The sequence below is a fragment of the Haloferax prahovense genome, assembly GCF_000723845.1.
In the GTDB taxonomy this organism is placed as follows: domain Archaea; phylum Halobacteriota; class Halobacteria; order Halobacteriales; family Haloferacaceae; genus Haloferax; species Haloferax prahovense.
On sequence record NZ_LK053000.1, the window covers coordinates 1,412,590 to 1,437,779 of the forward strand.

Annotated in this window: 30 protein-coding genes; 14 read left to right on the plus strand and 16 right to left on the minus strand. The window is 67.3% G+C overall.

Features of this window, described 5'->3' with window-relative positions:
* Positions 1–60: 60 nt before the first annotated feature.
* The 3 genes from BN984_RS06925 to hemB all read right to left on the minus strand — a co-directional run bounded on the left by BN984_RS06925 (position 61) and on the right by hemB (position 3,162).
* Complete coding sequence (locus BN984_RS06925; protein ID WP_004973958.1) at positions 61–420, minus strand: P-II family nitrogen regulator; 360 nt, start codon at positions 418–420, stop codon at positions 61–63.
* Entirely contained in the window at positions 417–1,835 is a 1,419-nt protein-coding gene (locus BN984_RS06930; protein ID WP_008091084.1) for an ammonium transporter, read from the minus strand. The genes BN984_RS06925 and BN984_RS06930 overlap by 4 nt, the downstream gene beginning before the upstream one ends.
* 343 nt (positions 1,836–2,178) lie before the next feature.
* Positions 2,179–3,162, minus strand: coding sequence for a porphobilinogen synthase (hemB, locus tag BN984_RS06935; protein ID WP_008091086.1), 984 nt, complete (start codon positions 3,160–3,162; stop codon positions 2,179–2,181).
* 105 nt (positions 3,163–3,267) lie between these two features.
* Between hemB and BN984_RS06940 the strand changes: the two genes are divergently transcribed.
* The gene (locus BN984_RS06940) at positions 3,268–3,780 is read left to right on the plus strand and encodes a DedA family protein (protein ID WP_008091088.1); all 513 of its coding nucleotides are present in this window, start codon (positions 3,268–3,270) and stop codon (positions 3,778–3,780) included.
* Between the two features lie 78 nt (positions 3,781–3,858).
* Here BN984_RS06940 and BN984_RS19675 read toward each other — a convergent pair whose 3' ends face one another.
* On the minus strand, positions 3,859–4,023 hold the full coding sequence (locus tag BN984_RS19675; protein WP_004045157.1) for a DUF6757 family protein: 165 nt from the start codon (positions 4,021–4,023) through the stop codon (positions 3,859–3,861).
* A gap of 75 nt (positions 4,024–4,098) precedes the next feature.
* The gene (locus BN984_RS06945) at positions 4,099–4,893 is read right to left on the minus strand and encodes a PHP domain-containing protein (protein ID WP_008091110.1); all 795 of its coding nucleotides are present in this window, start codon (positions 4,891–4,893) and stop codon (positions 4,099–4,101) included.
* A gap of 132 nt (positions 4,894–5,025) precedes the next feature.
* On the opposite strand from BN984_RS06945, the gene BN984_RS06950 reads away from it, so the two are divergent.
* Complete coding sequence (locus tag BN984_RS06950; protein WP_004973953.1) at positions 5,026–5,310, plus strand: DUF5789 family protein; 285 nt, start codon at positions 5,026–5,028, stop codon at positions 5,308–5,310.
* A gap of 129 nt (positions 5,311–5,439) precedes the next feature.
* Here the strand turns inward: BN984_RS06950 and BN984_RS06955 are convergent, their stop codons facing one another.
* Positions 5,440–6,447 carry a DUF5784 family protein gene (locus BN984_RS06955; protein WP_008091113.1) on the minus strand — a complete coding sequence of 336 codons (1,008 nt, stop codon included), beginning with the start codon at positions 6,445–6,447 and terminating at the stop codon, positions 5,440–5,442.
* Positions 6,448–6,614: 167 nt separating this feature from the next.
* On the opposite strand from BN984_RS06955, the gene BN984_RS19680 reads away from it, so the two are divergent.
* A complete protein-coding gene (locus BN984_RS19680; protein WP_004968847.1) occupies positions 6,615–6,791 on the plus strand; it encodes a DUF5786 family protein in 177 nt (58 codons plus the stop codon).
* A 27-nt stretch (positions 6,792–6,818) separates the two neighbouring features.
* Here BN984_RS19680 and BN984_RS06960 read toward each other — a convergent pair whose 3' ends face one another.
* The 3 genes from BN984_RS06960 to BN984_RS06970 all read right to left on the minus strand — a co-directional run bounded on the left by BN984_RS06960 (position 6,819) and on the right by BN984_RS06970 (position 9,496).
* The gene (locus tag BN984_RS06960) at positions 6,819–7,514 is read right to left on the minus strand and encodes a DUF7530 family protein (RefSeq protein ID WP_008091117.1); all 696 of its coding nucleotides are present in this window, start codon (positions 7,512–7,514) and stop codon (positions 6,819–6,821) included.
* A gap of 76 nt (positions 7,515–7,590) precedes the next feature.
* The gene (locus tag BN984_RS06965) at positions 7,591–8,523 is read right to left on the minus strand and encodes an NAD(P)H-binding protein (protein WP_008091119.1); all 933 of its coding nucleotides are present in this window, start codon (positions 8,521–8,523) and stop codon (positions 7,591–7,593) included.
* Positions 8,524–8,611: 88 nt separating this feature from the next.
* Positions 8,612–9,496: a YkgJ family cysteine cluster protein gene (locus BN984_RS06970; RefSeq protein ID WP_008091120.1), complete on the minus strand. Its 885-nt coding sequence runs from the start codon at positions 9,494–9,496 to the stop codon at positions 8,612–8,614.
* A gap of 117 nt (positions 9,497–9,613) precedes the next feature.
* Between BN984_RS06970 and BN984_RS06975 the strand changes: the two genes are divergently transcribed.
* The 3 genes from BN984_RS06975 (at position 9,614) to BN984_RS06985 (ending at position 12,409) form a co-directional block, all read left to right on the plus strand.
* Positions 9,614–9,817: a DUF7561 family protein gene (locus BN984_RS06975; RefSeq protein ID WP_004045177.1), complete on the plus strand. Its 204-nt coding sequence runs from the start codon at positions 9,614–9,616 to the stop codon at positions 9,815–9,817.
* Between the two features lie 81 nt (positions 9,818–9,898).
* Positions 9,899–11,809 (plus strand): helicase C-terminal domain-containing protein, encoded by a 1,911-nt coding sequence (locus tag BN984_RS06980; protein WP_049967937.1) that lies wholly within the window; start codon positions 9,899–9,901, stop codon positions 11,807–11,809.
* Positions 11,810–12,214: 405 nt separating this feature from the next.
* Positions 12,215–12,409 (plus strand): DUF7317 family protein, encoded by a 195-nt coding sequence (locus BN984_RS06985; protein WP_008091125.1) that lies wholly within the window; start codon positions 12,215–12,217, stop codon positions 12,407–12,409.
* 131 nt (positions 12,410–12,540) lie between these two features.
* On the opposite strand, the gene BN984_RS06990 is transcribed toward BN984_RS06985, so the two are convergent.
* Both BN984_RS06990 and BN984_RS06995 read right to left on the minus strand, forming a co-directional pair.
* The gene (locus tag BN984_RS06990) at positions 12,541–13,671 is read right to left on the minus strand and encodes a 60S ribosomal export protein NMD3 (RefSeq protein ID WP_049913336.1); all 1,131 of its coding nucleotides are present in this window, start codon (positions 13,669–13,671) and stop codon (positions 12,541–12,543) included.
* A gap of 99 nt (positions 13,672–13,770) precedes the next feature.
* Positions 13,771–14,409, minus strand: a complete 639-nt coding sequence (locus tag BN984_RS06995) for a phosphoribosyltransferase (protein WP_008091127.1) — start codon at positions 14,407–14,409, stop codon at positions 13,771–13,773.
* A 124-nt stretch (positions 14,410–14,533) separates the two neighbouring features.
* Between BN984_RS06995 and htpX the strand changes: the two genes are divergently transcribed.
* From htpX to BN984_RS07020, 5 genes are all read left to right on the plus strand, one after another.
* Positions 14,534–15,415 carry a zinc metalloprotease HtpX gene (htpX, locus tag BN984_RS07000; protein ID WP_049967938.1) on the plus strand — a complete coding sequence of 294 codons (882 nt, stop codon included), beginning with the start codon at positions 14,534–14,536 and terminating at the stop codon, positions 15,413–15,415.
* 6 nt (positions 15,416–15,421) lie between these two features.
* On the plus strand, positions 15,422–16,027 hold the full coding sequence (gene pspAB, locus BN984_RS07005; protein ID WP_008091129.1) for a PspA-associated protein PspAB: 606 nt from the start codon (positions 15,422–15,424) through the stop codon (positions 16,025–16,027).
* Positions 16,028–16,288: 261 nt separating this feature from the next.
* Positions 16,289–17,320, plus strand: a complete 1,032-nt coding sequence (gene radA, locus BN984_RS07010) for a DNA repair and recombination protein RadA (protein ID WP_008091130.1) — start codon at positions 16,289–16,291, stop codon at positions 17,318–17,320.
* Between the two features lie 200 nt (positions 17,321–17,520).
* A complete protein-coding gene (locus tag BN984_RS07015; protein ID WP_049968590.1) occupies positions 17,521–18,666 on the plus strand; it encodes an NAD(P)/FAD-dependent oxidoreductase in 1,146 nt (381 codons plus the stop codon).
* A gap of 10 nt (positions 18,667–18,676) precedes the next feature.
* Positions 18,677–19,090 (plus strand): DUF1641 domain-containing protein, encoded by a 414-nt coding sequence (locus tag BN984_RS07020; protein WP_008091132.1) that lies wholly within the window; start codon positions 18,677–18,679, stop codon positions 19,088–19,090.
* A 54-nt stretch (positions 19,091–19,144) separates the two neighbouring features.
* Here BN984_RS07020 and sufU read toward each other — a convergent pair whose 3' ends face one another.
* From sufU to sufS, 3 genes are all read right to left on the minus strand, one after another.
* Positions 19,145–19,573 (minus strand): Fe-S cluster assembly sulfur transfer protein SufU, encoded by a 429-nt coding sequence (sufU, locus tag BN984_RS07025; protein ID WP_008091133.1) that lies wholly within the window; start codon positions 19,571–19,573, stop codon positions 19,145–19,147.
* 72 nt (positions 19,574–19,645) lie between these two features.
* The gene (locus BN984_RS07030) at positions 19,646–20,233 is read right to left on the minus strand and encodes a mechanosensitive ion channel domain-containing protein (protein WP_004973938.1); all 588 of its coding nucleotides are present in this window, start codon (positions 20,231–20,233) and stop codon (positions 19,646–19,648) included.
* A 73-nt stretch (positions 20,234–20,306) separates the two neighbouring features.
* On the minus strand, positions 20,307–21,581 hold the full coding sequence (gene sufS, locus BN984_RS07035) for a bifunctional cysteine desulfurase/selenocysteine lyase SufS (protein ID WP_008091136.1): 1,275 nt from the start codon (positions 21,579–21,581) through the stop codon (positions 20,307–20,309).
* A 185-nt stretch (positions 21,582–21,766) separates the two neighbouring features.
* Between sufS and BN984_RS07040 the strand changes: the two genes are divergently transcribed.
* Complete coding sequence (locus BN984_RS07040) at positions 21,767–22,813, plus strand: PAS domain-containing sensor histidine kinase (RefSeq protein ID WP_008091138.1); 1,047 nt, start codon at positions 21,767–21,769, stop codon at positions 22,811–22,813.
* Between the two features lie 40 nt (positions 22,814–22,853).
* On the opposite strand, the gene BN984_RS07045 is transcribed toward BN984_RS07040, so the two are convergent.
* On the minus strand, positions 22,854–23,156 hold the full coding sequence (locus tag BN984_RS07045) for a DUF424 domain-containing protein (RefSeq protein ID WP_008091140.1): 303 nt from the start codon (positions 23,154–23,156) through the stop codon (positions 22,854–22,856).
* 1 nt (position 23,157) lies between these two features.
* Positions 23,158–23,898 (minus strand): tetratricopeptide repeat protein, encoded by a 741-nt coding sequence (locus tag BN984_RS07050; RefSeq protein WP_008091141.1) that lies wholly within the window; start codon positions 23,896–23,898, stop codon positions 23,158–23,160.
* A 91-nt stretch (positions 23,899–23,989) separates the two neighbouring features.
* On the opposite strand from BN984_RS07050, the gene BN984_RS07055 reads away from it, so the two are divergent.
* Positions 23,990–24,607: a histidine phosphatase family protein gene (locus BN984_RS07055; RefSeq protein WP_049967939.1), complete on the plus strand. Its 618-nt coding sequence runs from the start codon at positions 23,990–23,992 to the stop codon at positions 24,605–24,607.
* Positions 24,608–24,633: 26 nt separating this feature from the next.
* The gene (gene thpR, locus BN984_RS07060) at positions 24,634–25,188 is read left to right on the plus strand and encodes an RNA 2',3'-cyclic phosphodiesterase (RefSeq protein WP_008091145.1); all 555 of its coding nucleotides are present in this window, start codon (positions 24,634–24,636) and stop codon (positions 25,186–25,188) included.
* Positions 25,189–25,190 lie beyond the last annotated feature (2 nt).

Genomic DNA, 25,190 nt, shown 5'->3' on the forward strand with positions numbered 1-25,190 from the left:
CGGGCCGCGGCGGGAGTGGCAAACAGAGACGTCGAGCCGGTTTCGGTCGCAGGTGCGCGCTCAGACTGCCGGGTTACCCTCCTTGCCGGTGCGGACTTGGACGGCGCTCTCGACGGGGAGGACGAACACCTTTCCGTCGCCTTTCTCGCCCGTGTGGGCGGACTCAGCGATGGCCTCGACCACGTCGTCGACGGGAATATCGGCGACGACGCACTCGACTTTGACCTTCTGGTGGAGGTCGACGGTGTACTCCTCGCCGCGCCACTGGCCCTTCTTCGCGGGCTGAGAGCCGCGGCCGGAGACGTTGGTGACGGTCAGCGACGGCGCGCCCGCCTCGGCGAGCGCGGTCTTCACGTCGGAGAGCTTGTCGGGGCGGATGATGGCCATCACCATCTTGATTCCCTGTTCTTCGTCGCTCATTGGCTGTCACCTCCGTTGGCTTCGACAGCTTCGTCTTCCTCGACGCCGCCGTCGGTGCGCACGTCGCTGCCGCCGTCGGTCGCCGTGGGCGAGCCGAGTGCGCCGTCGGGACCGGCGTCGCCGACGAATTCGGGGTAGACCGAGACGCCGTGTTCGCCGACGTCGAGGCCTTCGACTTCCTCTTCTTCCGAGACGCGGAGGCCGAAGGCGGCGTCCGCGATGGCGAAGACGACCGCCGAGGCGAGGATGGTCCACGCGGCGATGACGACCACGCCGATGACCTGCATCGCGAGCTGGGTTCCGGAGAAGCCGCTCACCGCGAAGACGGGAATGAGTGCCGTGCCGACCGCGCCCGCGACGCCGTGGACGGCGAAGACGCCACACACGTCGTCGATTTTGAGCGAGTCGACGGTCCAGCGGTACGCCGGCAGGACGATTGCGCCGCCGAGCGCGCCGAGGATGAGACCGCCCCACCACGTGACGTGGGGGACGGCGCCGGTGACTGCGACGAGACCGGCGAGCAGGCCGTTGGCCATCCAGAGGGGGTCGGGCTTGCCCTGGTAGCTCGTCGAGACGATCATCGCGGCGACCGCGCCGGCGCCCATGCCGAGGGTCGTCACGAGGGCGACGCGACCGAGCGCGGCACCCATGAACTCCAGACCGCCGCTTTCGGTGGTCGCGAGGACCGTCGCCTGCGTGCCGACGTTGAAGCCGTACCAGCCGAACGCGAGGATGAGCGTGCCGAGGACGGCGAGCAGCATCGAGTGGCCCGGGATGGGCTGGCTGTCGCCGTTGGCGTCGAAGCGACCCTTACGCGGGCCGACCATCTTCGCGCCGACGAGGCCGGCGATGCCGCCGCACATGTGGACGACGGTCGCGCCGGCGAAGTCGAGGTAGCCGACGCCGAGGGCGGCACCGATGTAACCGCTCCCCGAGAGGAGGCCACCGGACCACGTCATGCCCTGCACGACGGGGTAGATGAGCCCGGTGATGGTGGCCGCGAAGACGATGTACGCGCGGAAGTCCATGCGTTCTGCGACCGCGCCGGAGACGATGGTGGCGGCGGTCATGGCGAAGACGGCTCCGAAGAGCCAGTCAATCCACGCGCCGGAGTCGCCGATGTACGAGAACGCGGCGGCGACGTCGAAGCCGCCGGGCGACGTGAGGCCGCCGACGATTGTCGCGACCCCCGCGCCGACGAGGAAGTAGACGAGCACGCCGAGCGCCCAGTCGGTCATGTTCTTCATCAGTACGTTGCCCACGTTCTTCGCGCGTACCTGCCCTGCCTCTAAGAGCGCGAAGCCCGGCTGCATGAAGAAGATGAGGAACGAGACGACGAGGATCCAGACGTAGTTGACCCCCTGTGCGATAACGCTCGGGTCGACCTGTAGTGGAATCACGACTGCCCACCCCATGCGGCCACGAGTGACCGTTCAGCTACTTTTGCTCCGTATCCGTGTGGATTCTGGTGCTTCATCACGGTTCGGCTTCATGGTGAGTTAGTACATAAAGTGTGGGGTTGATTTTGTCAAATTTAGTGGGGCGTAATACCACAACTGCACAAAATAGGCTAGAATATTACGCATATAAGGTTGTATATCGTCCAAGGATTTTGAGATTCTCGGGTCTTCTGTGGACGAACGTTCAGGAAAATGTTGCCTGACAAGTGTGTTTTGGCCGTGCGCACCGCGGTATCGTGTCACGTAGTTCGGAGTTCGAATTGGCGGGTTCGGGGCGTTCGACTCGGCCGTCGACGCCTCAGTCGAGCTGCCGCGCCACGCGCTCTGCGAAGTACGTGATGATGAGGTCCGCGCCCGCCCGCTTCATCGACAGGAGCGACTCGTGAGCGACCCCGTCGAGGTCCAACCAGCCCTTCTCGGCGGCGGCGTGGAGCATCGCGTACTCGCCGGAGACGTTGTAGGCGGCGACCGGGTGGTCGTAGCCCTCGCGGATGGCGCGGACGATGTCGAGGTACGGCAGGCCCGGCTTGACCATCAGCACGTCCGCGCCCTGTTCCACGTCGAGCGCGACCTCGCGGAGCGCCTCGCGGGCGTTCGCGGGGTCCATCTGGTAGTGCCGCCGGTCGCCGAAGGCCGGCGCGCCGTCGGCCGCGTCGCGGAAGGGACCGTAGAAGGCGCTCTCGTACTTCGCGGCGTAGGACATGATGGGAACCTCGTCGCGGCCGGCGTCGTCGAGGGCGGCCCGAATCGCGCCGACCATCCCGTCCATCGAGGCCGAGGGGGCGACCATGTCAGCGCCCGCTTCGGCGTGGGAGACGGCCGTCTCCGCGAGCAGGTCGAGAGTCGGTCCGTTTTCGACCGTTAACGTCGGGTCGTCCTCGGCGTGGTCCTCCAGCACTCCGCAGTGGCCGTGGTCGGTGTACTCACAGAGACACACGTCGGTGATGACGTAGGCGTCGGTCTCGGCGGTGATGGCTCGGACTGCCTCCTGTACGACTCCGTCTCGCGCGTACGCGCGAGAACCCTCTGCGTCTTTCGACTCGGGGATGCCGAAGACGATGACGGCCTCGACGCCCGCCTCGCGGACCTCGGCGACGCGGTCGGCGGCCTCGTCGACCGGCACGCGCTCGTGACCCGGCATGGACTCGATGGGGACGCGCTCGTCAGTCGTCGCGTCCACGAAGACTGGCGCGACGAGGTCCGTCGCGTCGAGGGTCGTCTCCGAGACGAGCGGGCGAATCCCGTCGGTTCGAAGCCTGCGGGGACGGTCGGTGAACTCCATACACCGGGTTCGGCTGGCGGCGGCAAAATGCCGTCGCTCCCGTCGCTTCGCGCCGCATTATCCACCCCATAATGAACACAGTACCGTTCGAACCGCGCACACGACATGAGCGCCTTCACCGCCCAACTCCCCGACGTCCTTCGGGAGCTCCTCGCTTCCGACCTCGCTCTCGTCGCCCTCTTTTTCGTGTTCGTGCTGGAGGGTGCGATGCTCCTCTACGTCGCGCCGAGCGAACTCCTCGTGCCCGGGGCGCTGGTGCTGGTCGGCGAACGACTGTTGATTCCGATTCTCGCCGTCGCCGTTCTGGGCGCGACGCTCGGTCAGGTCGCGCTGTTCTCGGTCGCCAAACGGGGCGGCCGCGAGTACCTCCTCTCGCGGTCGTGGTTCCGCGTCGGCGAGGACTCGCTCGACCGGTTCGACGGCTGGTTCGACCGCTGGGGGCCGGTCGTCGTCCCGCTGAGCAACGCGATGCTGTTCACGCGCGGGATGCTCACCGTTCCGGCCGGTCTCTCGGATATGTCGACGAAGCGGTTCGTCGCCCTCTCGGCGGCCGGAACCGTCGTGTTCGAGAGCGCGCTCGCGGCGCTGTACGTGTTCGGCGGACAGGTCCTCGCGTAGACGGGTTCTCCGTCGCGGGCAACGCTCGGCGTCGCGGGGTAGGAAGGCGTTAGTGGAGGGACACCTGCTGACCGGCCGCTACTTTGTTCGATTAATGTCGAGTTTTTCCTTCAGGGCGGCGAGTTCCTCGGATTCGGCGAGTTCCTCGACCCGCTTGCGGAAGTGTCGCTCGCAGAGACCGACCTTAATGTGGTCCTTCTCCGCGGCGTATGCGGCCTCACGGTCGCAGTAGTGACACTGCATATCCCCCCTTCAGTTCCGATAGGATTTAACTCTACGCCCCACGGCACATTCGGAGTTATTCACGGACTAACACGGTTAGAGACCGTCTACCGCCGCGGCGAACCGAGCGAAGTCGGCCGCCGGCGGTCCGGCGCGGCCGAGGGTTTCGTCGTGGGCGTCGCTCCCGCCCGTGGCGAACAGGTCGTAGCGTTCGATGGCCTCGTCAACGAGGTCGCGGTCGACTGCGAAGCCGTAGGGGTAGTAGCGTTCCACGGCGTCGAGGTCGGCACAGAGGTCGAGCGCGCCCGCCGGGTCGCGGTAGCGGAACGGGTGCGCGAGGCCGACCACGTCGCAGGCGTCCCGGAGGGCCGCCACGCCATCGTCGAACGTCGGGAGTTCGCGCGGGACGTAACAGGGGCCGTCCGCGCCGATGAGCTCGTCGAACGCCCCTTGGTAGTCGTAGGGAGCGTCGCTGGCGTCGATAGCGCGGGCGACGTGCGGCCGACCGACGCCGTCGTGGATGTCGATGTCGAGGCTGACTCCGATCTCGGCTTCGACCGCCGCGACGATGTCGCTGGCGCGCTCCACGCGGTTCCGCTGGAGGCGCTCGACCGTCTCGACGAGGGCGGGTCGCTCTCTGAGCCCGTAGCCGAGGAGGTCGACCCGACGGTCGCCGGCGTCGACGCGCAGTTCGATGCCCCGAACGATAGTCACGCCGTCGCGTTCGATAACCGGGGCGTCGAGGTCCGGGTGGTAGCGGTCGTGGTCCGTCACGGCCACCACCTCGACCCCGCCCGCGCGGGCCGCGTCGGGGAGCGCGTCGATAGTGAGCCGGCCGTCCGAGGCGGTCGTGTGGAGATGGAGGTCCGCGACCGGCGGGCTGTCGTCCATGCCACGTGGTCGGGGCGAGGGAGGGACAAACGTTGCGCCCAGTATATCATTAAGGACGATTAAGGACTGCAAGGGCACTAATCAAATACATGGAAAATCATTAAGAATGATGACGACACAGCTGTGGGTGTAATGCGCCTGAACGGACTCGGCGACGCCATCGATCGCCACGAATACCCGATTAGCTCGACCGATTTCGCCCAACGCCACGGCGACGAAGTAATCGAGCTCCAGAACGGTCAGGAGACTGTCGCACAGATCCTGGCCCGTCTCGGCGACGAGACGTACACGTGCCCGCAGGACGTGCGGGACGCCCTCTTCACCGGCGTCGGTCACGAGGCGATCGGTCGTCGATACTACAGCGACCGCGACCCGTCCCCGCTCGGTGAGAACGGGCCCGAGATGGTCTCGTTCTGAGGCAGGCTCTCGTCTCGTCTCGATTTTTTCTTTCTGACTGCGACCCGTGAGCCGTCGGCTCGGGGTCGGGTTCGACGACTCGACCGCGCGCCCGCGATGCGCTCGGTCCACAACCGGTCAGAACGAACGTCAGTCAGCGAGCCACGGCAGGTCCACCGGGACCGACCCCTTCGAGTAGCCTTCGACCTGTCCCGACGGGCGGAGCCGGAAGACCACCGCGGGTCGGTGCCGCACGTCGGGCTTCTCGCCCATGATGGCGGACCAGTCGTCGTCGGGGAACGACGAGCAGTCGACGAACAGGGTCACGCCGCCGCCGTGTTCGGCGAGTTGGCCCTCGCCGTTAGTCTTGGTCTGTGCCGTGTCCCGAATCGCGGCGATTGGGTTGCTCACGGAGCGTCGGTTCGGCGGGAGCGGCCGCGTCACCTCGATGAGCGCGCCGCCCGCGGGGGTGTTCTCCGCGCGGAAGTCGATGGAGTGGCCGGTCGTCACGGCGATTTCGGGCGTGATGTCGTACCCCGCCTCGTCGAGGAGGTACGCCACGTCGAACTCGCCCATCGCCGCGGCCATCCGTATTGGGTCGAAGTACTCCGAGGTGCCGAGCTTTCCGGCCATGACCTCGCGGTACTCGTCGAGGACGCCCGTGGCGAAGAACGACTCGTAGAACTCCAGGGCCTCCTCACGGGTCGCGTCCGGGAAGCCCGCCGCGTGGTCGTAAAAGAACTCGCGGGTCGTCTCGCGGCCGTCCTTCGAGAGGAACACCGGGAGGAAGAACCACGAGAGGTGCGGATAGGGCTTCAGCCACGGCGACTGGTCGAACAGCTCGGCGATGAGTTCGCGCTGGGCCCACCGAGAAACCTCGAAGGGGGCTTCGTCGAAGCCCTCCTTGTCGGTCCGCCACAGCGAACTCGGCGTCTCGGTGTTGCCTATCCAGTAGGCGTGGTCGTCGGCCCACGCGAAGAGCGCGGTGTCGCCGTTGTCCATGTCGAACCGACGGGCCTCGTACCCCTCGGGCGGTGCGTACCACGGTGCACCCATCTCTGCGCCGAGGTTGGCGTCGAGCGGCTGGAAGATGTCGCGGGTGATGCGCGAGTCGTCCCAGCGTCCGGGGGCGTAACGAAAGCGAAGCGGGCGTGCCACACACGGTGTAGTTCGGCGATTGTTTTTACCCTTTCCTGCCGCGGGGCCTGTTTTCGGCCACTCCCTCCCCCTTCTGCCCTCGGTTACCTCCGGATATCCCCGAGTATCACGATTGTGAATCTCTCCGATAGCTATATGTGGCACACACCCACATGGTAAGTCGAACCATGTCAATGGGGGCATACGACGAAGCCGAACACGAACGCCGCGAGCGGATGACGAGCCAGGTCGAACCCGGGACCGACGACGACCGGAAGACCTACCGCGGGAGCGTCGAGTACGACTCCGGCGACTCGACCGATGCGCTGCTCGAACAGTTCAAGCGGATGAAGTCCGACGACTGACCCGTACCCTCTCTGTTCCTGCGTATCTCACGTCCTCGTCAGCGCCGCGGCCGTCACCGACACGACGGTCACGGCGACGACGTGCCCGCCGACCGCGAACAGGAGCACCGGCTGGTCTGCGACGAACGGCAGCAACAGCATCTGCGCGACCGCGAAGCCGACGTTCAGGAGGTTCACCCGCCTGACCGTCCCGGCGGTCGGACCGTCGAACCGATAGCGGACCGCCCCCCAGAGGCCGACGACGGCCGCCCACCACGACGTGCCGATTCGGTAACAGAGGTCCCAGAGGACGAGCAGCGTCAGGTAGACGACCACGACCGGCGGTTCGGGGCCGAACAGCGTCGTCATGAGCGCCGTCCCCGGCTGTTGCGGGTCGAAGACGAACAGGTGCGTCACGAGCGCGACGAACGCGAGCACGCCGAGGACGACCTCGATGCTCGACCCGAAAAGCAGGCGTCGATAGGGCGCGGGCACCCTCGCGGCGCGGGTCCACTCGCCCATGCGGAGCATCACGACGCTGCCCGCGGCCGCGACGACGATGGCCGCGGTGCCCGCGACCGCCGCGGCCCACAGGTCGTACACCCACGCGAAGACGAGCACGGCGACCTCGAAGACGGCGATTTGGAGTGCGATAGCGCCCGCCTCGCCGATTCTCACGCCCGGGAGCGCGCCGACGATGCTCTCGTACACCCACGTCTCGCCGTACTCCGGGGCGTCGTTCATATCCCGCCCCTACGGCCCCGCGGTATATCAATCGCTGCCGCGCTCGGGGCGCGCAGGCGGGCGGTTCGAGTCCCGTTCACGTCGGGGTCGTCGACGCCGGTTCGGCGGCTCGCTCCCGCAGCTCGCGCTCCTCACGGAGCGCCCGCTCGACCGCGGCGTCGAACGTCGTCTCGTCCACCTCGACGATGTCGCGGATGCGGTCGTCGCCGACGACGACGGGGTTTTTCAGCCCCTCGATGAGCGGTCGGGCGACCCCCGTGTCCACGTCGGTCACGAGGCCGATCCAGTACGACGAGAGCCGCGGCGTCAACACGGGCACGGCGACGATTCGGGGTGCGTGGCCCAACTGCGCGCCGACGCGCTGGAGCATCTCCCGGTAGGTGAGCACGTCCGGGCCGCCGATTTCGTAGGTCTCGCCCGCCGTCTCGGGATGGTCGAGGACGCCCGCGAGGTAGGCGACAACGTCGGTGATGGCGATGGGTTGACACCGCGTTTCGACCCACTGCGGCGTCACCATGACCGGGAGGCGCTTGGCGAGTTGGCGCACCATCTCGAAGCTCGCGCTCCCCGCGCCGACGATGATGGCCGCCCGGAGGGTCGTCAGTTCGGGCGACCCCGACGCGAGGATGTGTTCGACCTCGCGGCGCGACCGAAGGTGCGGCGAGAGCTGGTCGCGGTCCTCGCCGAGACCGCCGAGGTAGACGATTCGTCCGACTCCGGCGGACTCGGCGGCGTCGACGAAGTTGCGGGCGGCGAGCCGGTCGCGCGCCTCGAAGTCGCCGCCGGAGTGCATCGAGTGGATGAGGTAGTACGCCGCGTCGACGCCAGCCATCGCGGGGGCGACCGTCGCCGGTTCGAAGATGTCGCCTTCGACCACGTCCACGCCCGGCGGACCGTCGTAGCGCGCCGCGTCACGGACGAAGACGACCACGTCGTGGCCGGCGTCGAGGAGGAGGGGAACGAGGTGCCGACCGACGAACCCGGTCGCACCGGTCACGAGCACTTTCATGATATACGGTAGCGCCGCTCACGATGTTAACGTATCGCTCGTTGACCCGACCGCGGTCCGTCCGCCCCCGTCGCTCGCCACCCGCGGTTCAGTCGTCGCGGCGAACCGCGTCCCAGCCGGGGGTTTCCGGCGCGCCGCGAGCGACTTCGACCTCGTCGGGGTCGGGTGCCTCGTCGGCCGCGCTCCCGAGACGACCAGCGACCGCATCCCACGCCGCGACGGCTTCGTTCGCCCACGACTCGCTTTCGAGCGTCTTCGCACGCGCTCGCGAGGCGCGGTCGTCGTCGACCTCCGTCGACCCGGGGTGCGACCCGACCGCGACGCCGACGAACTCCGCGCGGTCCTCCGGGGTCAGGTCGCGAGTCTCGAGGTGCTCGATGGTTCCCGCCAACCGCTCGGGCTCCGGGTGGACGAACACCTTCGCGCCGAGGGCGTGTGGGCCGAGGAGCAGGCCGTGAAGGTCGTCCGGGGGTGCGTCGTCGAGCAGACGCTCGCCCCCGTGGTGTCGCTCGACGCGCTCGCACTCGGTCTCCTGTCCGAGGACGAGGTTGTGCCCCGGATACTCGGCGCACTCGTCCGGATAGAGCTCGGTGTCGTGGATGCGGCACTGGAGGGTCTCGGGGTCGAGAAACGCGCAGGCGCGGAGCCACGTCCGCTCCAGACCGAACGGCGCGACGGGCTTCGGCGGCTTGCGCATGCCGACGAAGAACGCCGGCTTCCCGGCGATTGCGGCGACTTCGACGCCGTCGATTTCGACGCCCTCGCCCGGCGACGCTTCCCACAGCCGCGGGGTGAGGACGTCGCCCAGTCCGGCCTCGACGAAGTCCCGAATCTCGTCGCGGGTCAGCGGAACGAGGTTGTAGGTGTCGTCGAGCGGCGCGCGCGGCCCGCGGCGCTCGTGGTCGAGCGGGACCGGCGCGACCGGTCGCCAGTCGATACAGCAGCCCGCACAGCCTTCGCAGTCGACGCGCATGCCCCGAAAGTTATACGCCAGCCGACAAGAAGCTCCCGGCGGGTCGGTCGTGTCGGCCGATTACGCGCCCGGCGTCGCGGCGGGGCGCTTTTGCCGCCTCGGGCCCTCGGTTCTTCCATGACCTCCGAACCGTGCGACGCCTGCGGGAAGGGCGTCCGCATCGCCGGCGGCATCGGCGACCTCTGGAACTTCCCCACCTCCTCGTCCGGGGGAATGACGCTGGAACTCGTCGACGGCTCCGAGCACTTCCTCTGTTTCGACTGCATGGAGCGACTGCCGGGCGACCGCGAACCGACCGCTGAGGACGTCGCGGCGCTTTAGACCCGAATTCTACCGGTTTATCGACGCCACGACCGCACCCCGGAGCGGTGGATTTAGGCCCGTCCGAAGACTCCACCAACCGTGGATCCGTCGCGCATCATCGACTCGTTTCCGGCCCCCAGTTTCCGCGGCGCGCAGGAGCAGGCCCTGCGCGACATCCGGGACGCCTTCGCCGACGGCAACGACGTGGTCTTGGTCCGCGCGCCGACCGGGAGCGGCAAGTCGCTGCTCGCCCGCGCCATCGCGGGCTCGGCGGCGACCGTGGACGAGACCTCGCCCGCGCAGGCGACTGACGCCTACTACACGACCCCGCAGGTGTCGCAACTCGACGACGTGGCCGAGGACGACCTGCTTTCGGACCTCAAGATAATCCGCGGCAAGTCCAACTACAACTGCATCATCCGCGGCGAGGAAGACACCCCGGTCGACCGCGCTCCCTGCGCCCGCAAGCGCGGCTTCGACTGCTCGGTCCGGCACCGCTGTCCGTACTTCTCCGACCGCGCCATCGCCTCGAACCGCCAAATCGCGGCGATGACGCTCGCGTACTTCATGCAGACCGCCGGCTCCGACGTATTCAGAAAGCGCGACGTGGTCGTCGTCGACGAGGCCCACGGGCTGGCCGAATGGGCCGAGATGTACGCGACCATCGACCTGAAACCCCGGACCGTCCCGGTGTGGGACGACATCGGCGTGCCGGACGTCGCGGCCGCGGGCGACCCCGTCGAGCGCGCCTCGCGCTTCGCGGAGACGCTCGTCGGCGTCTGCAAGCGCGAGAAAGACGAACTGCTCACGCAGTCCGAACTGACGCCCGAGGAGGCCGCCCGCCGCGACCGCCTACAGGAACTCATCGGCGAACTGAAGTGGTTCGTCGAGGACTACCGCGACCCCCAGAGCCCGACGACGTGGGTCGTCGACCAGCACGACGGCGAGGGGTCGCCCATCGCCATCAAGCCGCTCGACCCCGCGAAGTACCTCCAGCACACCGTCTGGGACCGCGGGAATAAGTTCGCGCTCCTGTCGGCGACCATCCTGAACAAGGCGGCGTTCTGCCGCTCTGTCGGCCTCGACCCCTCGAAGGTCGCGCTCGTGGACGTGGAACACACCTTCCCCGTCGAGAACCGACCGCTGTACGACGTGACGCAGGGGAAGATGACCTACGAGCACCGCGACGAGACGCTGCCGAAAATCGCTCGCCTCGCCGTCCGCCTGATGGCGAAACACCCCGACGAGAAGGGCCTGATTCACTGTCACTCCTACGCGATTCAGGCGGAGCTTCGCCGCCGCCTCGCCGAGATGGGCCTCGGCAACCGCGTCCGCGGCCACGACCGCGACGACCGAAACGTGGAACTGGAGACGTGGAAGGCGACCGACCGACCGGAGGTGTTCCTCTCCGTGAAGATGGAGGAGGCGCTGGACCTGAAAGGCGACCTCTGTCGCTGGCAGGTGCTCTGCAAAGCGCCCTACCTCAACACAAACGACTCCAGAGTCGCCCGCCGCCTCGAAGACGGCCAGTGGGCGTGGTACCGCCGCGCCGCCCTCCGGACCGTGATTCAGGCGTGCGGCCGGGTCGTGCGCGCGCCCGACGACTACGGCGACACCTACGTCGCCGACAGCAGCCTGCTCCAACTGTTCGACAAGACGCGGACCGACATGCCCGACTGGTTCGCGGCGCAGGTCGACCGGATGACGAAACCCGACCTCCCGGAGTTCGACCCCGTCGCGGCGGGCGGCCGCGGGGGCAACGCGGGCAACGCGCTCGGTGGGACCGCGAATCTCGGCGGCTCGACGAGTCGGTCGTCCGGAGCGTCAGGTGGTAGCGCTGGCTCGCGGGGCGGTTCGACTCGCGGGTCGGGTTCTTCGGGGAGTCAAGCGGGCGGTTCCGGCGGCACGTCGTCCGGCGGTTCCGGCGGTCGCAAGAGCGGTGGCTCGTCCGGCGGTTCGGACGACGGCGGCCGGAGCAACCACCCGCTTTCCGACGTGTGGGGCGAGTGATTACAGGAAGAGGCTAGCCCCAGAGAGCAGCGCCGACCCAATCATGAGCGCGACGAGCGTCAGCGCGATAACCTGCTGTCGGTCCATGGCTGTGGGTTGGGTGGCCGATAATTAACGCTTCTGCACCGGTTCGCACGAGTGATAACATCGTCTCCCGAGACTGCGCCATCTCGGCGGTGTCATGTCATCTCGTCCCGTTCGAACGGCAAAAATCGCCATAGTGTCCAAGAGAGTCGCCGCCTCCGACACATTTCCTCAATGATTGTTAATGTGTTTGGCCGTTTGGCGAACGAGATGCGGAGATAGGGTGAAGTTTGTAAAGCTATAGTTCTCCTAACTTTGTCTTTGACACGCTTTCTCACGAAATAGTTAACACCAATGCCATTGAATGATGGAGTATCGGCCATGCACACCAACGCACTCGCCACGGCGATGACACTGTATCGTAGTGGGACGCTCACACTCTCGCAGGCGGCCGCCCGCTCCGGCTACTCCGAGGACGACCTGCTCCTCGCTCTCCAGCGCCACGGTGTGCCCGTGCACGAAGACGACGCTCCGGCCGCGTCCCTCTCGACGGACCGGCCGGCCAGCGCCGACTGATTCTGCTCCGTCGTTCGATTATCTCCCGTTCCTGAGCGACCGCTTTTGGTGTTCAATTGCCGGTCGCCGACGATTCGTAAAAACGCAAACGCCGTCGCCACCGCGTTCCGTCTCTCTTCGCTGCGGTCTGCTTACTCCTCGTCCTCGTCGTCGACGGCCTCGTCCGGGAGGATGTGCAGTCCCGACTGGCTCTTGAGGACCGGCACCATCGCGGCGTCGGCGTCGAAGTAGTCCGGCCGAGGGATAGTCTTCGCCTCGTACGTCTCGGGGTCGAGCACCTGCACGGCGTGTTCGTCCTCGACGGTGACGACGGTGGTCTCCGCCGCATCCTCGACGGAGCCGAGGTCCTCGGCTTCGGGCCGCTCGCCCTCCTCGAACTCCGACTCGTAGGGGTCGCCCGAGGTGAGACGCGTCCCCTTGAGCCGACCGCGGTTGCTCCGCACGAGGACCGGCCCGTCGCCGTCTTCGGGGTCGATGACGTCGCCGGCGGTGAACCGCGGCAGGCGGGCGACGAACGTGACGCGGTAGACCTCGTTGCCGTCGCCGTCCTCCGTGACGAGCGTCGGGTGCTCCTCGATGGTGCCGCCGAAGCGCTCGCGAATCTGCTTGGCGACACCGCTTCCCATCTTGTTGGTCGAAATCTTGATGTTCGGGCCGTTGGGCGTCCGTTTGATACTCGAGATGAACGCGTCTCGGTCGCCTTTCTCCTCGCGCTCCGCGATGTAGGACTCGGCGATTTCGATGGCCGTCTCGGCCTCGTCCGTCGTCGGCGTGCGGTCGTCGGCGCGGACCTGCACGAGGCTGGCGAAGTAGCCGCCGGCGATGCGGCCACAGCGCTGGCACGTCTCGCGAGCGATGCTCACCGGGACGACGACGGACTCCTCCAGCGGCGTGCCGCGGACGACGCCCGAGAAGTGGCAGTGCATCCGGATGTTGTTCTCGTCGATCTGCTCGGGTTCGACGCCCCAGCGGACCTCCTCGGCGTTGAGGTGGACGCCGAGCGAGTTCGACACCTCCTCGATGGCGATGTCGGTGTAGTCTCGCGCGCCGACGTCGACCCACCGGTTGCCCCGGTGAATCGCGCCGCACTGCGCGCAGACGCGGACCTGCACCTCGTCGGGTGCGTCCACGAGGTCGAAGTCCTCGAAGTAACACGAGTCGCAGAGCACGTCGTCGCGCTCGCGCGGCATCCCGGGGAGCGGTTCCGGTCGCTCCGGAACCGGGTCACCGCACCGAGGGCAGAAGTCGCGGGATTCGCTCATTGACGGCTCTAGTCCGTTCGACCGCTTAAGTTCGGCGTCACGGCCGCGCCGGTGACTCCCGGCTGTCGTCGATATGTGCCTCGGCAGCCGTGAGCCGTCTCAGTCCCCGTCCGCCCCGTCGCGGAGGTACGACGCGGCCTCCTCGTCGGAGACCTGCGCGAAGTCACGGTAGAACGCGCCGACGGCCCCGAACGCCTCCGGCGACTCGACTGCGACGACCGCGTCGCACTCGGCTTCGAGGTCCGAGAGGGTGTGCGGGGGCCCGACCGGAACCGCGAGGACGACGCGCTCCGCGCCGCCGGCGACGACCTGCCGCAGGCACGCTCGGGCGGTCGCGCCCGTGGCGACGCCGTCGTCGACGACGACGACGCGCTTTCTGGCCACGTCGGGAAGCGGGTCGCCGCCGCGGTACAGCGACACCTTCTCTCTGGCCGCTCCGGCCTCGCGCTCGCGCTCGCGGTCGAGGTAGTCGTCGCCCACGTCGAGATACGAGAGCAGGTCGTCGTTCCACCACGCGCTCCCGTCGCCTGCGACCGCCCCCACGGCGAGTTCGGGGTTGTCGGGCGCGCCGACCTTGGACGCGACCACCACGTCGAGCGGCACTCTGAGGCGGTCTGCGACCTCCCTGCCGACGGGGAGCCCGCCCCGCGGGATGGCCAACACGAGGTCAGCCGCCTCTTCTCGCTCGTCGAGCAGGTCCGCAAGTCGGCGGCCCGCGTCTTCCCTATCGGCGAACATGTCACCCGGGACTACGCGCTCCCGCGGCAAAACGATATGTCCCGATTCTTCACGACCCGGGCGCTCGCGTGCGACACCTTCGCACTCCAACAGCGTTTATTAGCCGGATTACTAATCACGTGGTATGAACTGGAAACCGGACTGGGGACTTCGCGGGCGGATGGCGCTCACGATGTTCCTCCTGTTCGCCCTCTACATCGTCTTCGCGGGGGTGTTGTTCGCCTACTTCCAGAACCTCGCCGTCATGGCCGGGTTCATGGGCGTCTTCCTCTTCGCGCAGTTCTTCTTCAGCGACAAAATCGCGCTGTACAGCATGGGCGCGAGCGTCGTCGACGAGGACGACGGCCCGCAGGCGCGGAAGCTCCACGCGATGGTCGGTCGCCTCTCTCAGCAGGCGGACCTCCCGAAGCCGAAGGTCGCCATCGCAGACACGCGCGTCCCGAACGCCTTCGCGACGGGGCGCTCCCAGAAGAGCTCGGCCGTCTGCGTGACGACCGGCCTGATGGACACCCTCGACGACGACGAGTTAGAGGGCGTCATCGCCCACGAACTCGCGCACGTGAAGAACCGCGACGTGATGGTCATGACCATCGCGTCGTTCCTCTCCAGCATCGCCTTCCTCATCGTCCGCTGGGGCTGGTTCTTCGGCGGCGACGACAACCGACAGAACGCCCCGGTCATCGTCGCCATCCTCGCGTCGCTCGCCGTCTGGATAATCTCGTACCTCCTGATTCGGGCGCTCTCGCGGTACCGCGAGTACGCCGCCGACCGCGGGGCCGCCGTCATCACCGGCCGCCCCTCGGCGCTGGCGTCCGCGCTGCTCAAGATTTCGGGCCGGATGGACAGCGTCCCGAAGCGCGACATGCGCGACACCTCGGAGATGAACGCGTTCTTCATCATCCCCATCAAGTCGGACTTCATCGGTCGCCTGTTCAGCACGCATCCCTCCACCGAGAACCGCGTCGAGCGCCTCCGCGACATGGAGCGCGAGATGGAGACCGTCTAAGCGCCGATGGGACTGTTCGATTCATTCCGCGCCATGCTCGGCATCAGCGCCGAGTCCGATGCGACCACCAAAGCGGACCCCGAGGACCTCTTCGGGATGAGCACCGCCTACCTGACGATGGAGGCGGACCTCCGGTTCGACTCGGCCGACGAGGCGGCGCTGTGTTTCTCTTCCGTCGATAGCACCGACTTCGCCGACACCGTCGACGCCGTGGAGGACATCCTCACCGCCGGGGGCGAAGAGACCGGCACCGAGTTCCGCCGCCACACCGACGGCCACGGCTACAACTGGGTCGTCCTCGCCGACGACGACCCCGAGGACCTCGTGACGAGCGTCCACTTCGCCGCCGACGAGTTCATCGAGCGCGGCTACGGGTCGCGCCTGCTCGCCGCCCTGTTCGGCTTCGAGCGCGACGGCGACCGGGCCTACTGGATTTACTCGTTCCGCCGCGGGGCGTACTACCCCTTCGCCCCGCAGGGCACCTCGACGCGGAACCAGAGTCTGGAGTTCAAGCTCGAATCGGTCCTCGACGGCGAACTGACGATAGAGGACGACGAGAGCTACTGGTACCCGCTGTGGCCGTCGACGCGGAACGGCCACCCGTGGGAGTGACCACGAACTCGCGCTCCTGACTCGCTCCCGACACACTCCCGACCCACTCTTTCGATTCGGTTCTGGTTCTACCTCCGTACGAGCCCGTACTCTCAGTCGACTTCGGAACCCTTCCAGTCTCTCGTCCGTTCGTCTCCGCCTCCGCGACATCGCCCTTGAACCTCCGCAACCGCCCGACTACCGACCCCACCACGCCCCTCGATTTCACTTTCACCCTGCTGTTAACGAGGGTTTATGAGGGTATAGGCGGAACGACTGGGTATGGCAGAAGACGACCTCGAAAGTCTCCCCGGCGTCGGCCCCGCGACGGCCGACAAACTCACAGATACCGGCTACGACACCTACCAGTCCATCGCGGTCGCCAGCCCCGGCGAACTGTCGAACAAGGCCGATATCGGCTCCAGCACGGCCTCCGACATCATCAACGCGGCCCGCGACGCGGCCGACGTGGGCGGCTTCGAGACCGGCTCGATGGTCCTCGAACGACGCCAGCAGATCGGCAAGCTGAGCTGGCAGATCGACGAGGTGGACGAACTCCTCGGCGGCGGCCTCGAAACGCAGTCCATCACCGAGGTGTACGGCGAGTTCGGTGCCGGGAAGTCCCAGATCACCCACCAGCTCGCGGTCAACGTCCAGCTCCCGCCGGAACTCGGCGGCCTCGGTGGCGGCTGTATCTTCATCGACTCCGAGGACACGTTCCGCCCCGAACGTATCGACGACATGGTCCGCGGCCTCGAAGACGAGGCGCTCGAAGCGACGCTCGAGGACCGCGAGATGGAGGGCTCCATCGACGACGAGGAGACCATGAAGGCGCTCGTCGACGACTTCCTCGACAAGATTCACGTTGCGAAGGCGTTCAACTCCAACCACCAGATTCTCCTCGCCGAGAAGGCCAAGGAGCTCGCCGGCGAGCACGAGGACACCGAGTGGCCGGTGCGCCTCCTCTGTGTCGACTCGCTCACCGCTCACTTCCGCGCCGAGTACGTCGGCCGCGGCGAACTCGCGGAGCGCCAGCAGAAGCTCAACAAGCACCTCCACGACCTGATGCGCATCGGCGACCTGTTCAACACGGGCATTCTCGTCACCAACCAGGTCGCGTCGAACCCCGACTCCTACTTCGGCGACCCGACTCAGCCCATCGGTGGCAACATCCTCGGTCACACCTCGACGTTCCGTATCTACCTCCGCAAGTCCAAGGGCGACAAGCGTATCGTCCGCCTCGTGGACGCGCCGAACCTCGCCGACGGCGAGGCCATCATGCGCGTGCAGGACGCCGGTCTCAAGCCCGAGTAAGCCGACGTTAGCCCGCGAAGTTAGCCGGGCGACGTTACACGACTCCACGAACCCCGTTCCCCACACGCTCTCCGTTTTCACCACACTCTCCTGCCTCCTCACCGCCCCGAGCGGCCGCGCCGTCCCTCGGTTCCCACAATGTTGGAAACAGCTCGCAATACTATCCCGTCGGCGCCCCACCGTTTAGGTAGGTGAACTCCATGACGAACCGAATCGTAGTCGTTGGCGGTGGCACGGGTGGGACGGTGGTTTCGAACCGTCTCGCCGAGGAACTCGCGTCGGAGATAGACGACGGCGACGTGGAGGTATCGCTCGTCTCCGACGACACGAAACACGTCTACAAGCCGGTGTTCTTGTACGTCCCGTTCGGAGCCGCGGAACCGGAGGACGGCGTTCGCGACCTGCGGGACCTCGTCGACGAGCGGGTGAACATCGTCACCAACCGCGTTCGCCGGGTCGACACCGACGAAAACCGCCTCTACTGTCAGGACGGCGACGAGGTGCTCGACTACGACACGCTCGTCCTCGCGACCGGCGCGAAGCTCGACCCGGACGCAGTCCCCGGCTTTCGGGAGGGCGCACACCACTTCTACAGCGCCGAGGGGGCCGAACGGCTCCGCGACGCCCTCGCCGAGTTCGACGGCGGCCGCCTCGTCTTGAGCGTCGTCGGGACGCCCCACATGTGTCCGGCCGCGCCGCTCGAATTCACGTTCATCGTGGACGACTGGCTCCGGAGCCGGGGACTGCGCGAGGACACCGACCTCGTCTACACGTACCCGATGGCGCGGAGCCACGGGAAGCCCGAGGTCGCCGAGTGGGCCGACCCCATTCTGGCCGAGCGGGGCGTCCGCGTCGAGACCGACTTCGTCGTCGACGCCGTCGACCCGGACGCACGGGTCGTCTCGGCGAAGAACGGCGCGGAAGTGGGCTACGACCTGCTCGTCGGCATCCCGCCACACCGCGGTGATGAGCTAATCATCGATTCCGGCCTCGGCGACGCTGGCTGGGTCGACGTCGACCAGCGGACCCTCCGCGCGACCGCGGCCGAGGACGTGTACGCCATCGGCGACACGGCGGCGCTCCCCATCCCGAAAGCCGGGAGTGCGGCGCACTTCCAGGCGTTCACGGTCGCGGAGCGAATCGCCGCGGAAGTCCGGGGTCGCACGCCGACGAAGCGGTACGACGGCAAGACCGTCTGCTTCGTCGAGACCGGCCTCGACGAGGCGTCGTCCGTCTCGTTCGACTACGAGACGCCCGCGACGATGCGCCAGCCGTCGAAGCCCATCCACTGGGCGAAACACGCGTACAACGAATCGTACTGGCTGACCGCCAGGGGGATGCTCTGAGGTGAGACCAATGCAGGACCACGAATCAACCACAGCGACCGAACAGACGGTGCCCGACGAACTCGTGCGGGCCATCGAGAACAACCCGGAGGAGGTCGCGCTCCTCGTCGAGCGACTCGGCCTCGTCAACGACCTCATCGACGTGCTCGAACTCGGCGTCGGCGCGCTCGACGACGAGATGGTGCGGTCGCTCGCGCGGACCGGGACCTCCCTCGCCGAGGTCGCCGACGACGCCTCCGACCCCGACACCGTCGCCGGAATGAAGCGCCTGCTTCGCGCCGTCGGCGACGCGGAGGACGCGGAGGCGACGCCCGTGGGCGCGGTCGGCCTTCTGCGGGCCACCCGCGACCCCGAGGTCAAAGCGGGGCTCGGCTACCTCGTCGCGCTGGCGGCGGCGCTCGGCGCGGGGACGGACGAAGAATAGCTCGACTCGCGCTCGGTTCGGCGGGTCGCCGATTCACCGCTGGCGGGAGGCGGCTCAGTCGTCGTCGCCTTCGGTCTTCGTCTGCTCGATTTCTATTTCGCCGTCGTGAATCTTCGCGCCGTCCTGTGCGACCTGTCGCGCGAGGACGGCGCACTTGATGCGCATCGGCGAGATGTCGACGCCGAGCATCTCGGTGATGTCGTCGGTGTCCATCGCTTCCAGCTCCGAGAGCGTCGTGCCCGGCAGTCGCTGGGTGAGCATACTCGCGGACGCCTGACTGATGGCGCAGCCATCGCCGGAGAACGCGACGCGCTCTATGGTCTCGCCGTCGTCGGCGAGCTGCACGTCCATCGTAATCGTATCGCCGCAGGAGGGGTTCTCCCCGGTGTGGGTGAACGTCGGCGACTCCAGCCGACCGTGGTTCCGGGGGTTCTTGTAGTGGTCCATTATCTGCTGACGATACATGTCTGAGCCAATGCCCATTGGTGTTCGTCGGGGCTACGCCCGAGCGCCGTAAAAGGATTCCGGGGCCGGCGAATCGGCCGAATTCGTCGCTTACGTCGGACCCGCCGCCGACGCGTCCGCGGCCGCCTCCGCGTCGTACTTCGTCCACTTCTTTTCGACGTCACGATTCGCCACGACGACGGTGTCGCCCTCGTCGTTCTCGAAGCGCGTCTTGCGGAGTTCGATGGAGCTGACCGTCCCCGTCACCGGGTCCGATTTCACGCGGTCGCCGGGGTTGAAATCGGGGTCTCGAAGCAGGTAGACGCCCGCCACCGTGTCGGCTATCATGTTCGACAGCGCGTAGGAGACGCCCAGCGCGATGAAGCCGGTCGCGGTACCGAGGCTCGCCGCGATTTCCGTCATCCCGACGATGTTCAACAGCGCGAGCGCCGCGCCGAACCAGAGGAACACGCCCGCGACGGCGACCCCGAGTTCGACCACGAGGTCCTGCTCTTCGGGGTACAGCCCGTCGAGCACGCCGCGGACGACGAACAGTATCGCCTTGATGCCGACGTAGGCGAGCGCGAGGAAGACGACCGCGGTGAGCACCTTCGGCGCGGCGTCCTGCACCGCGGTCCCGAACTCCGCGACGGTTTCGCGGAGCGTCTCGACGAGGAAGCCGGTCAGCGATTGGAGCATACGCTCCGACGACGTGTCAGCGGGACAAATGTATTGGGACGGTCGCGCTCCGACACCGCGAAAAACCGGGTACTCAGGCGAACAGTTCGCGAGCGGCGTCGATAGCGTCGACCAGTTTGTCGACTTCCTCTCTCGTGTTATAGATGTAGAAGGACGCTCGCGTCGAGGCCGCCACCCCGAGTTTGTCGTGGAGCGGCTGCGTACAGTGGTCTCCGGCGCGGATGGCGACGCCCTGCTCGTTGAGGATGCTCGAGAGGTCGTGGGCGTGGACGCTGTCGAGGTTGAACGCGACGAGGCCGCCGCGGTCGTCGCCCGGCGGGCCGTAAATCTCGATATCGTCGAACTCGCTGAGTTGGTCGTAGGCGTACTCCGCGAGCAGTTCCTCGTGGGCCTGGACGTTCTCCATGCCGATGTCGTCGAGGTAGTCCACGGCCGCGGCGAAGCCGACGCCCTGCGCGATGGGCGGCGTGCCCGCCTCGAACTTCCACGGGAGGTCCTCCCACGTGGAGTCCTCGTAGGTGACGCTCCGAATCATCTCGCCGCCGTAGAGATACGGCTGCATCTCCTCGAGGATGTCGCGCTTGCCGTAGAGCGCGCCGATGCCCGTCGGGCCGCACATCTTGTGACCCGAGAAGGCGAAGAAGTCGGCGTCGATGTCCTCCACGTCGACCGGGCGGGTCGGGACCGACTGCGCACCGTCGACGAAGATGTACGAACCGACCTCGTGAGCCATGTCCGCGAGTTCGGAAACCGGGTTGACGGTTCCGAGGGTGTTCGAGACGTGGACGACCGAGACCATCTTCGTGGAGTCGTCGATGAGTTCCTTCGCGTGCTCCATGTCGAGGCGGCCGTCGTCGTCGACGCGGATGTAGCGCACCTCGGCACCGGTCTTCTTGGCTATCTGCTGCCACGTGACCAGCGAGGCGTGGTGTTCCATCTCGGTCATGACGACCGAGTCGCCCGGCCCGAGTTCGTCGAGGCCCCACGCGTAGGCGACGAGGTTCATCGACTCGGTGGTGTTCTTCGTGAAGACGACCTCCTCGCGGCCGCCGGACGCGCCGATGAACTCCGCGACGCGGTCGTGGGCGTTCTCGTAGGCGACGGAGGCCTCCTGACTCAGGTGGTGGATGCCGCGGTGGACGTTCGAGTTGTAGCCGTGGTAGTAGTCGACGATGGCGTCGACGACCTGCTCCGGCGTGTGGCTCGTCGCGGCGTTGTCGAGATAGACGAGCGGCGTGTCGTCGTCGTCGTGTTCACCCGGCGTCGAGATGTCGCCGCCGACCTTCCGCTCGAGGATGGGGAAATCCGCGCGGATAGCGTCGACGTCGACGGGGTACGACTCCTGCACTCTCATTGGGTGTGAGTTACCGCCGTAGGCACAACACGTCTTCGGTCCGCACGCGGCTCTGCAACCGATTTCGGTTTCGTCAGCCGGCAACTGTGGCCGGTGGCGGTGACGCAATCGCGATGCGGTGGCGACGTGTCGCTCACTCGCCCAAACGAATCAAGTAGCTCACGCCCGTTCATCCACCAATGTCGAACGCCACCTCGTCCTCGCTCGCGTTTTCGAGCCTCGACGCGCTTCCGACGCAGCTCGCGATTCTGGACGAGGACGGCGTCATCCTCTACACCAACCGCGCGTGGCGGGAGTTCGGAACCGAACACGACTATCAGGGCGACAGCAGTTCGGTCGGCACGAACTACCTCGGGGTCTGCGACCTCAGCACCACCGACGACGCGACGACGGCCAGCCAGGGTATCCGCGCCGTCATCGACGGCGAGAGAGACGAGTTCTCCTTCGAGTACCCCTGCGAAACGCCCGACGAGCGCCTCTGGTTCACGATGCGAGCGACCCGCTTCGTCGACGACGGCGACACCTACGTCCAGATTGTGCACCTCGACATCACCGACCGAAAGCGCGCGGAACTGGAGGCCGAAGAGAAGGCCGAACGCCTCCAGAACCTCGCCCGGATGCTCTCGCACGACCTCAGAAACCCGCTTTCGGTCGCGGCTGGGTACGTCGAATCGCTCCTCGACGAGACGGCCGCCTCCGACCGACTCGAACGCGTCGCGGGCGCGCTCGACCGGATGGACGACATCATCACCGACGCGCTGGTGTTGGCCCGCCACGACACGGTCGAAGGGCTGTCGACTGTCGACCTCGAAACCCGCGCGGCGGCCGCGTGGGAACACGTCGAAACCGGCACGGCCACGCTCGTCGTCGCCGACTCCGTCGAGTTCCGGGCGGACTCGAACCTGCTGGGACACGTGTTCGAGAACCTGTTTCGGAACTCGGTCGAGCACGGCGCGAGCGACGACGACCTGACCGTGACGGTCGGCGTCCTCGATGGCGACGCGGCCGAAGCGGGCTTCTACGTCGAGGACGACGGCGTCGGCATCCCCACGGAGACGCGCGACGAGGTGTTCGAAGCCGGTTACTCCACGGGTGAGGAGGGGACGGGTCTCGGCCTGTCAATCGTCGCGCAGGCGGTCCGCACCCACGACTGGGACGTCGCCGTCACCGAGGCCGAGGGCGGCGGCGCTCGATTCGAGATTACGGGTGTCGAGCGGCCGGCGTAACAGGCCGGAACCCCGAAGAAACTGGGTTTTCGACGGCGGCTCAGCGGAGCCAGAGCAGTTGCGCGTGGAGCGTGCCGCCGACTTCGAGGACGGCCTCCTCGTCCACGAGGCCGGCGTCGATGGCGACCGAGACGGACTCCTCGCCGACGATGTTGGCGACGGTCGCGCGGGTGAGGCTGTCCACGACGGCGTCTTCGTCGGCGGTCTCGGCCTCGTCGCCGCCGTAGAAGTCCTCCGTCACGTCCAGCGAGACGCCGTCGTCGGTGTAGGTCTCGCCGATGCAGTCGGGGTCGCAGACCGAGACGAGGAGCCCCTCGGGAGTCTCCCGCTCGCGGAGGAGCATCCTAGTACTCCTCGACGAGCTCCGCTTCTGCCTGCTCGCGGAGGTCGTCGGCCTGCTGCTGGGCCTGTTCTGCTTCCTCGTCGCGGCCGAGCTCTTCGAGCGCGCGCGCCTTCTCCTCGTGGACGCCCGGAGTGCGCATCCCGAGGCGGATGGCGTTGTCGAAGGCGTTGACGGCGTCCTCGTTGAGGCCGCGCTCGTGGAGGAAGAAGCCGCGGTTGTACCACGCCTGCGGGAAGCGCGGGTCGAGTTCGACGGCGCGCTCCGCGTGGTCGAGCGCGTCGGCCGTCTGGCCGGCCTCCCAGAGCGCGTACGCGAGGTTGGTGTGGGCCGTCGCGGCGTGCTCGCTGTCGTCGTCGAGTTTGAGCGCCTCTCGGTAGGAGCCGATGGCCTCGTCCCACTCTTCGAGTTGGCCGTGCGCCGCGCCCTTGTTGACCCACGCCTCCTGGGCGATGTTGTCGTCGTCGCCGGCGTACCGAGCGACGCGTTCGAACGCCCCCGTGGCCTCCTCGAAGCGGTTTATCTGCATGTACGAGAGCGCCACGTCGAGCAGTTTCTCGATGTCGACGTTCTCGGGGTCGATGTTCCGCTGGTCGAGGATGTCGGTCAGGACGCGCGAGTCGACCGGGTCGACCTTCGTCGGGTCCACCGAGAGTTCGGGCGGGTCGAGCGAGAAATCGGAGTAGTCCTCGTCGAACCCCTGCCCTTCCGAGAAGCGGTGGGGTCGCTTGCCGTCGTCGGTCATATAGCCGCGCTTGGGCGTCACGGCGGTTAAACGCTACGTCAGCGGGACGACACCGACCGCTTTTTAGCCTCCCGCGGGCGAGCGTCTCCGAATGCCCGCGCCCCCGACGACGGTCGTGTCGTTCGTCCGGCACGCCCACGCACCGTACGTCCCCGACGCCGAGCGCACCCGCGGCCTCTCGCGTCGCGGCCGCCGCGACGCCGCCCGCGTTACGGCCCGCCTCGCCGACCTCGCGGACGTGGTCGCGACCAGCCCGTACGAGCGCGCCCGCGCCACGGTTGAGGGCGTCGCCGACGCGGCGGACGCCCCGCTCATCGTCGACGAAGACCTCAGAGAGCGCGAACTCGCGGGGTCGCACGTCGACGACTTCGAGCAGGCGGTCGAACACCTCTGGGCGAACCCGAACGCGTCGCACCCCGGCGGCGAGTCCCACGCCGAGGCGCAGGCGCGGGGCGTCGCCGCCGTGGACCGACTCGTCGAGGCCTACCCCGACCGCCACGTCGTCGTCGGCACCCACGGGACGCTCATGGCGCTCGTGTTCAACGCCTACGACCCGCGCTACGGCCGCGAGTTCTGGTCGGGCCTGACGATGCCCGACGTGTACGAGGTGACGTTCGTCGACGGCGAGGCGTTCAGCATCGCCCGGACGTGGACGCCCGAGGGGGACGACCGCGCGGGCGACGCCGACCGCGACCCGGCGGAACGTTAACGTCCGATTCGGGTCAAACATCTGCCATGCGTTGCTTTCTCGCCGTCGACCTTCCGGACTCGCTCGCGGCGGGCGTCGCCGCGGTGCAAGACCGGCTTTCGGACGCGGACGGGCTTCGATTCACCGACCCCGCGGGGGCGCACGTCACCCTGAAATTCCTCGGAGAGCTGTCGTCGGACCGCGTCGGCGAGGTGGAAGACGCGGTCGAATCGGCTGTCGACGCCGCCGGGGTCGACCCCTTCGACGCCTCGGTCGGCGGACTCGGCGTCTTTCCCTCGCTGGACTACATTCGAGTCGTCTGGGCCGGCGTCGACGACGGCGCAGCCGAGCTGACGCGACTACACGAGGCTATCGAGCGCGAGACGACGGCAATCGGTTTCGACCCCGAAGAACACGACTTCACGCCGCACGTCACGCTCGCCCGCATGGACGACGCCCGCGGGAAGGGCCTCGTCCGGCGCGTCGTCGAGGACGAGTCGCCGACGGTCGGAACGTTTCGGGTGCGCGAGGTGCGACTGAAGAAGAGCGAACTCGGTCCCGACGGTCCCGAGTACGAGACGGTGACGCGGTTCTCGCTGTGAGG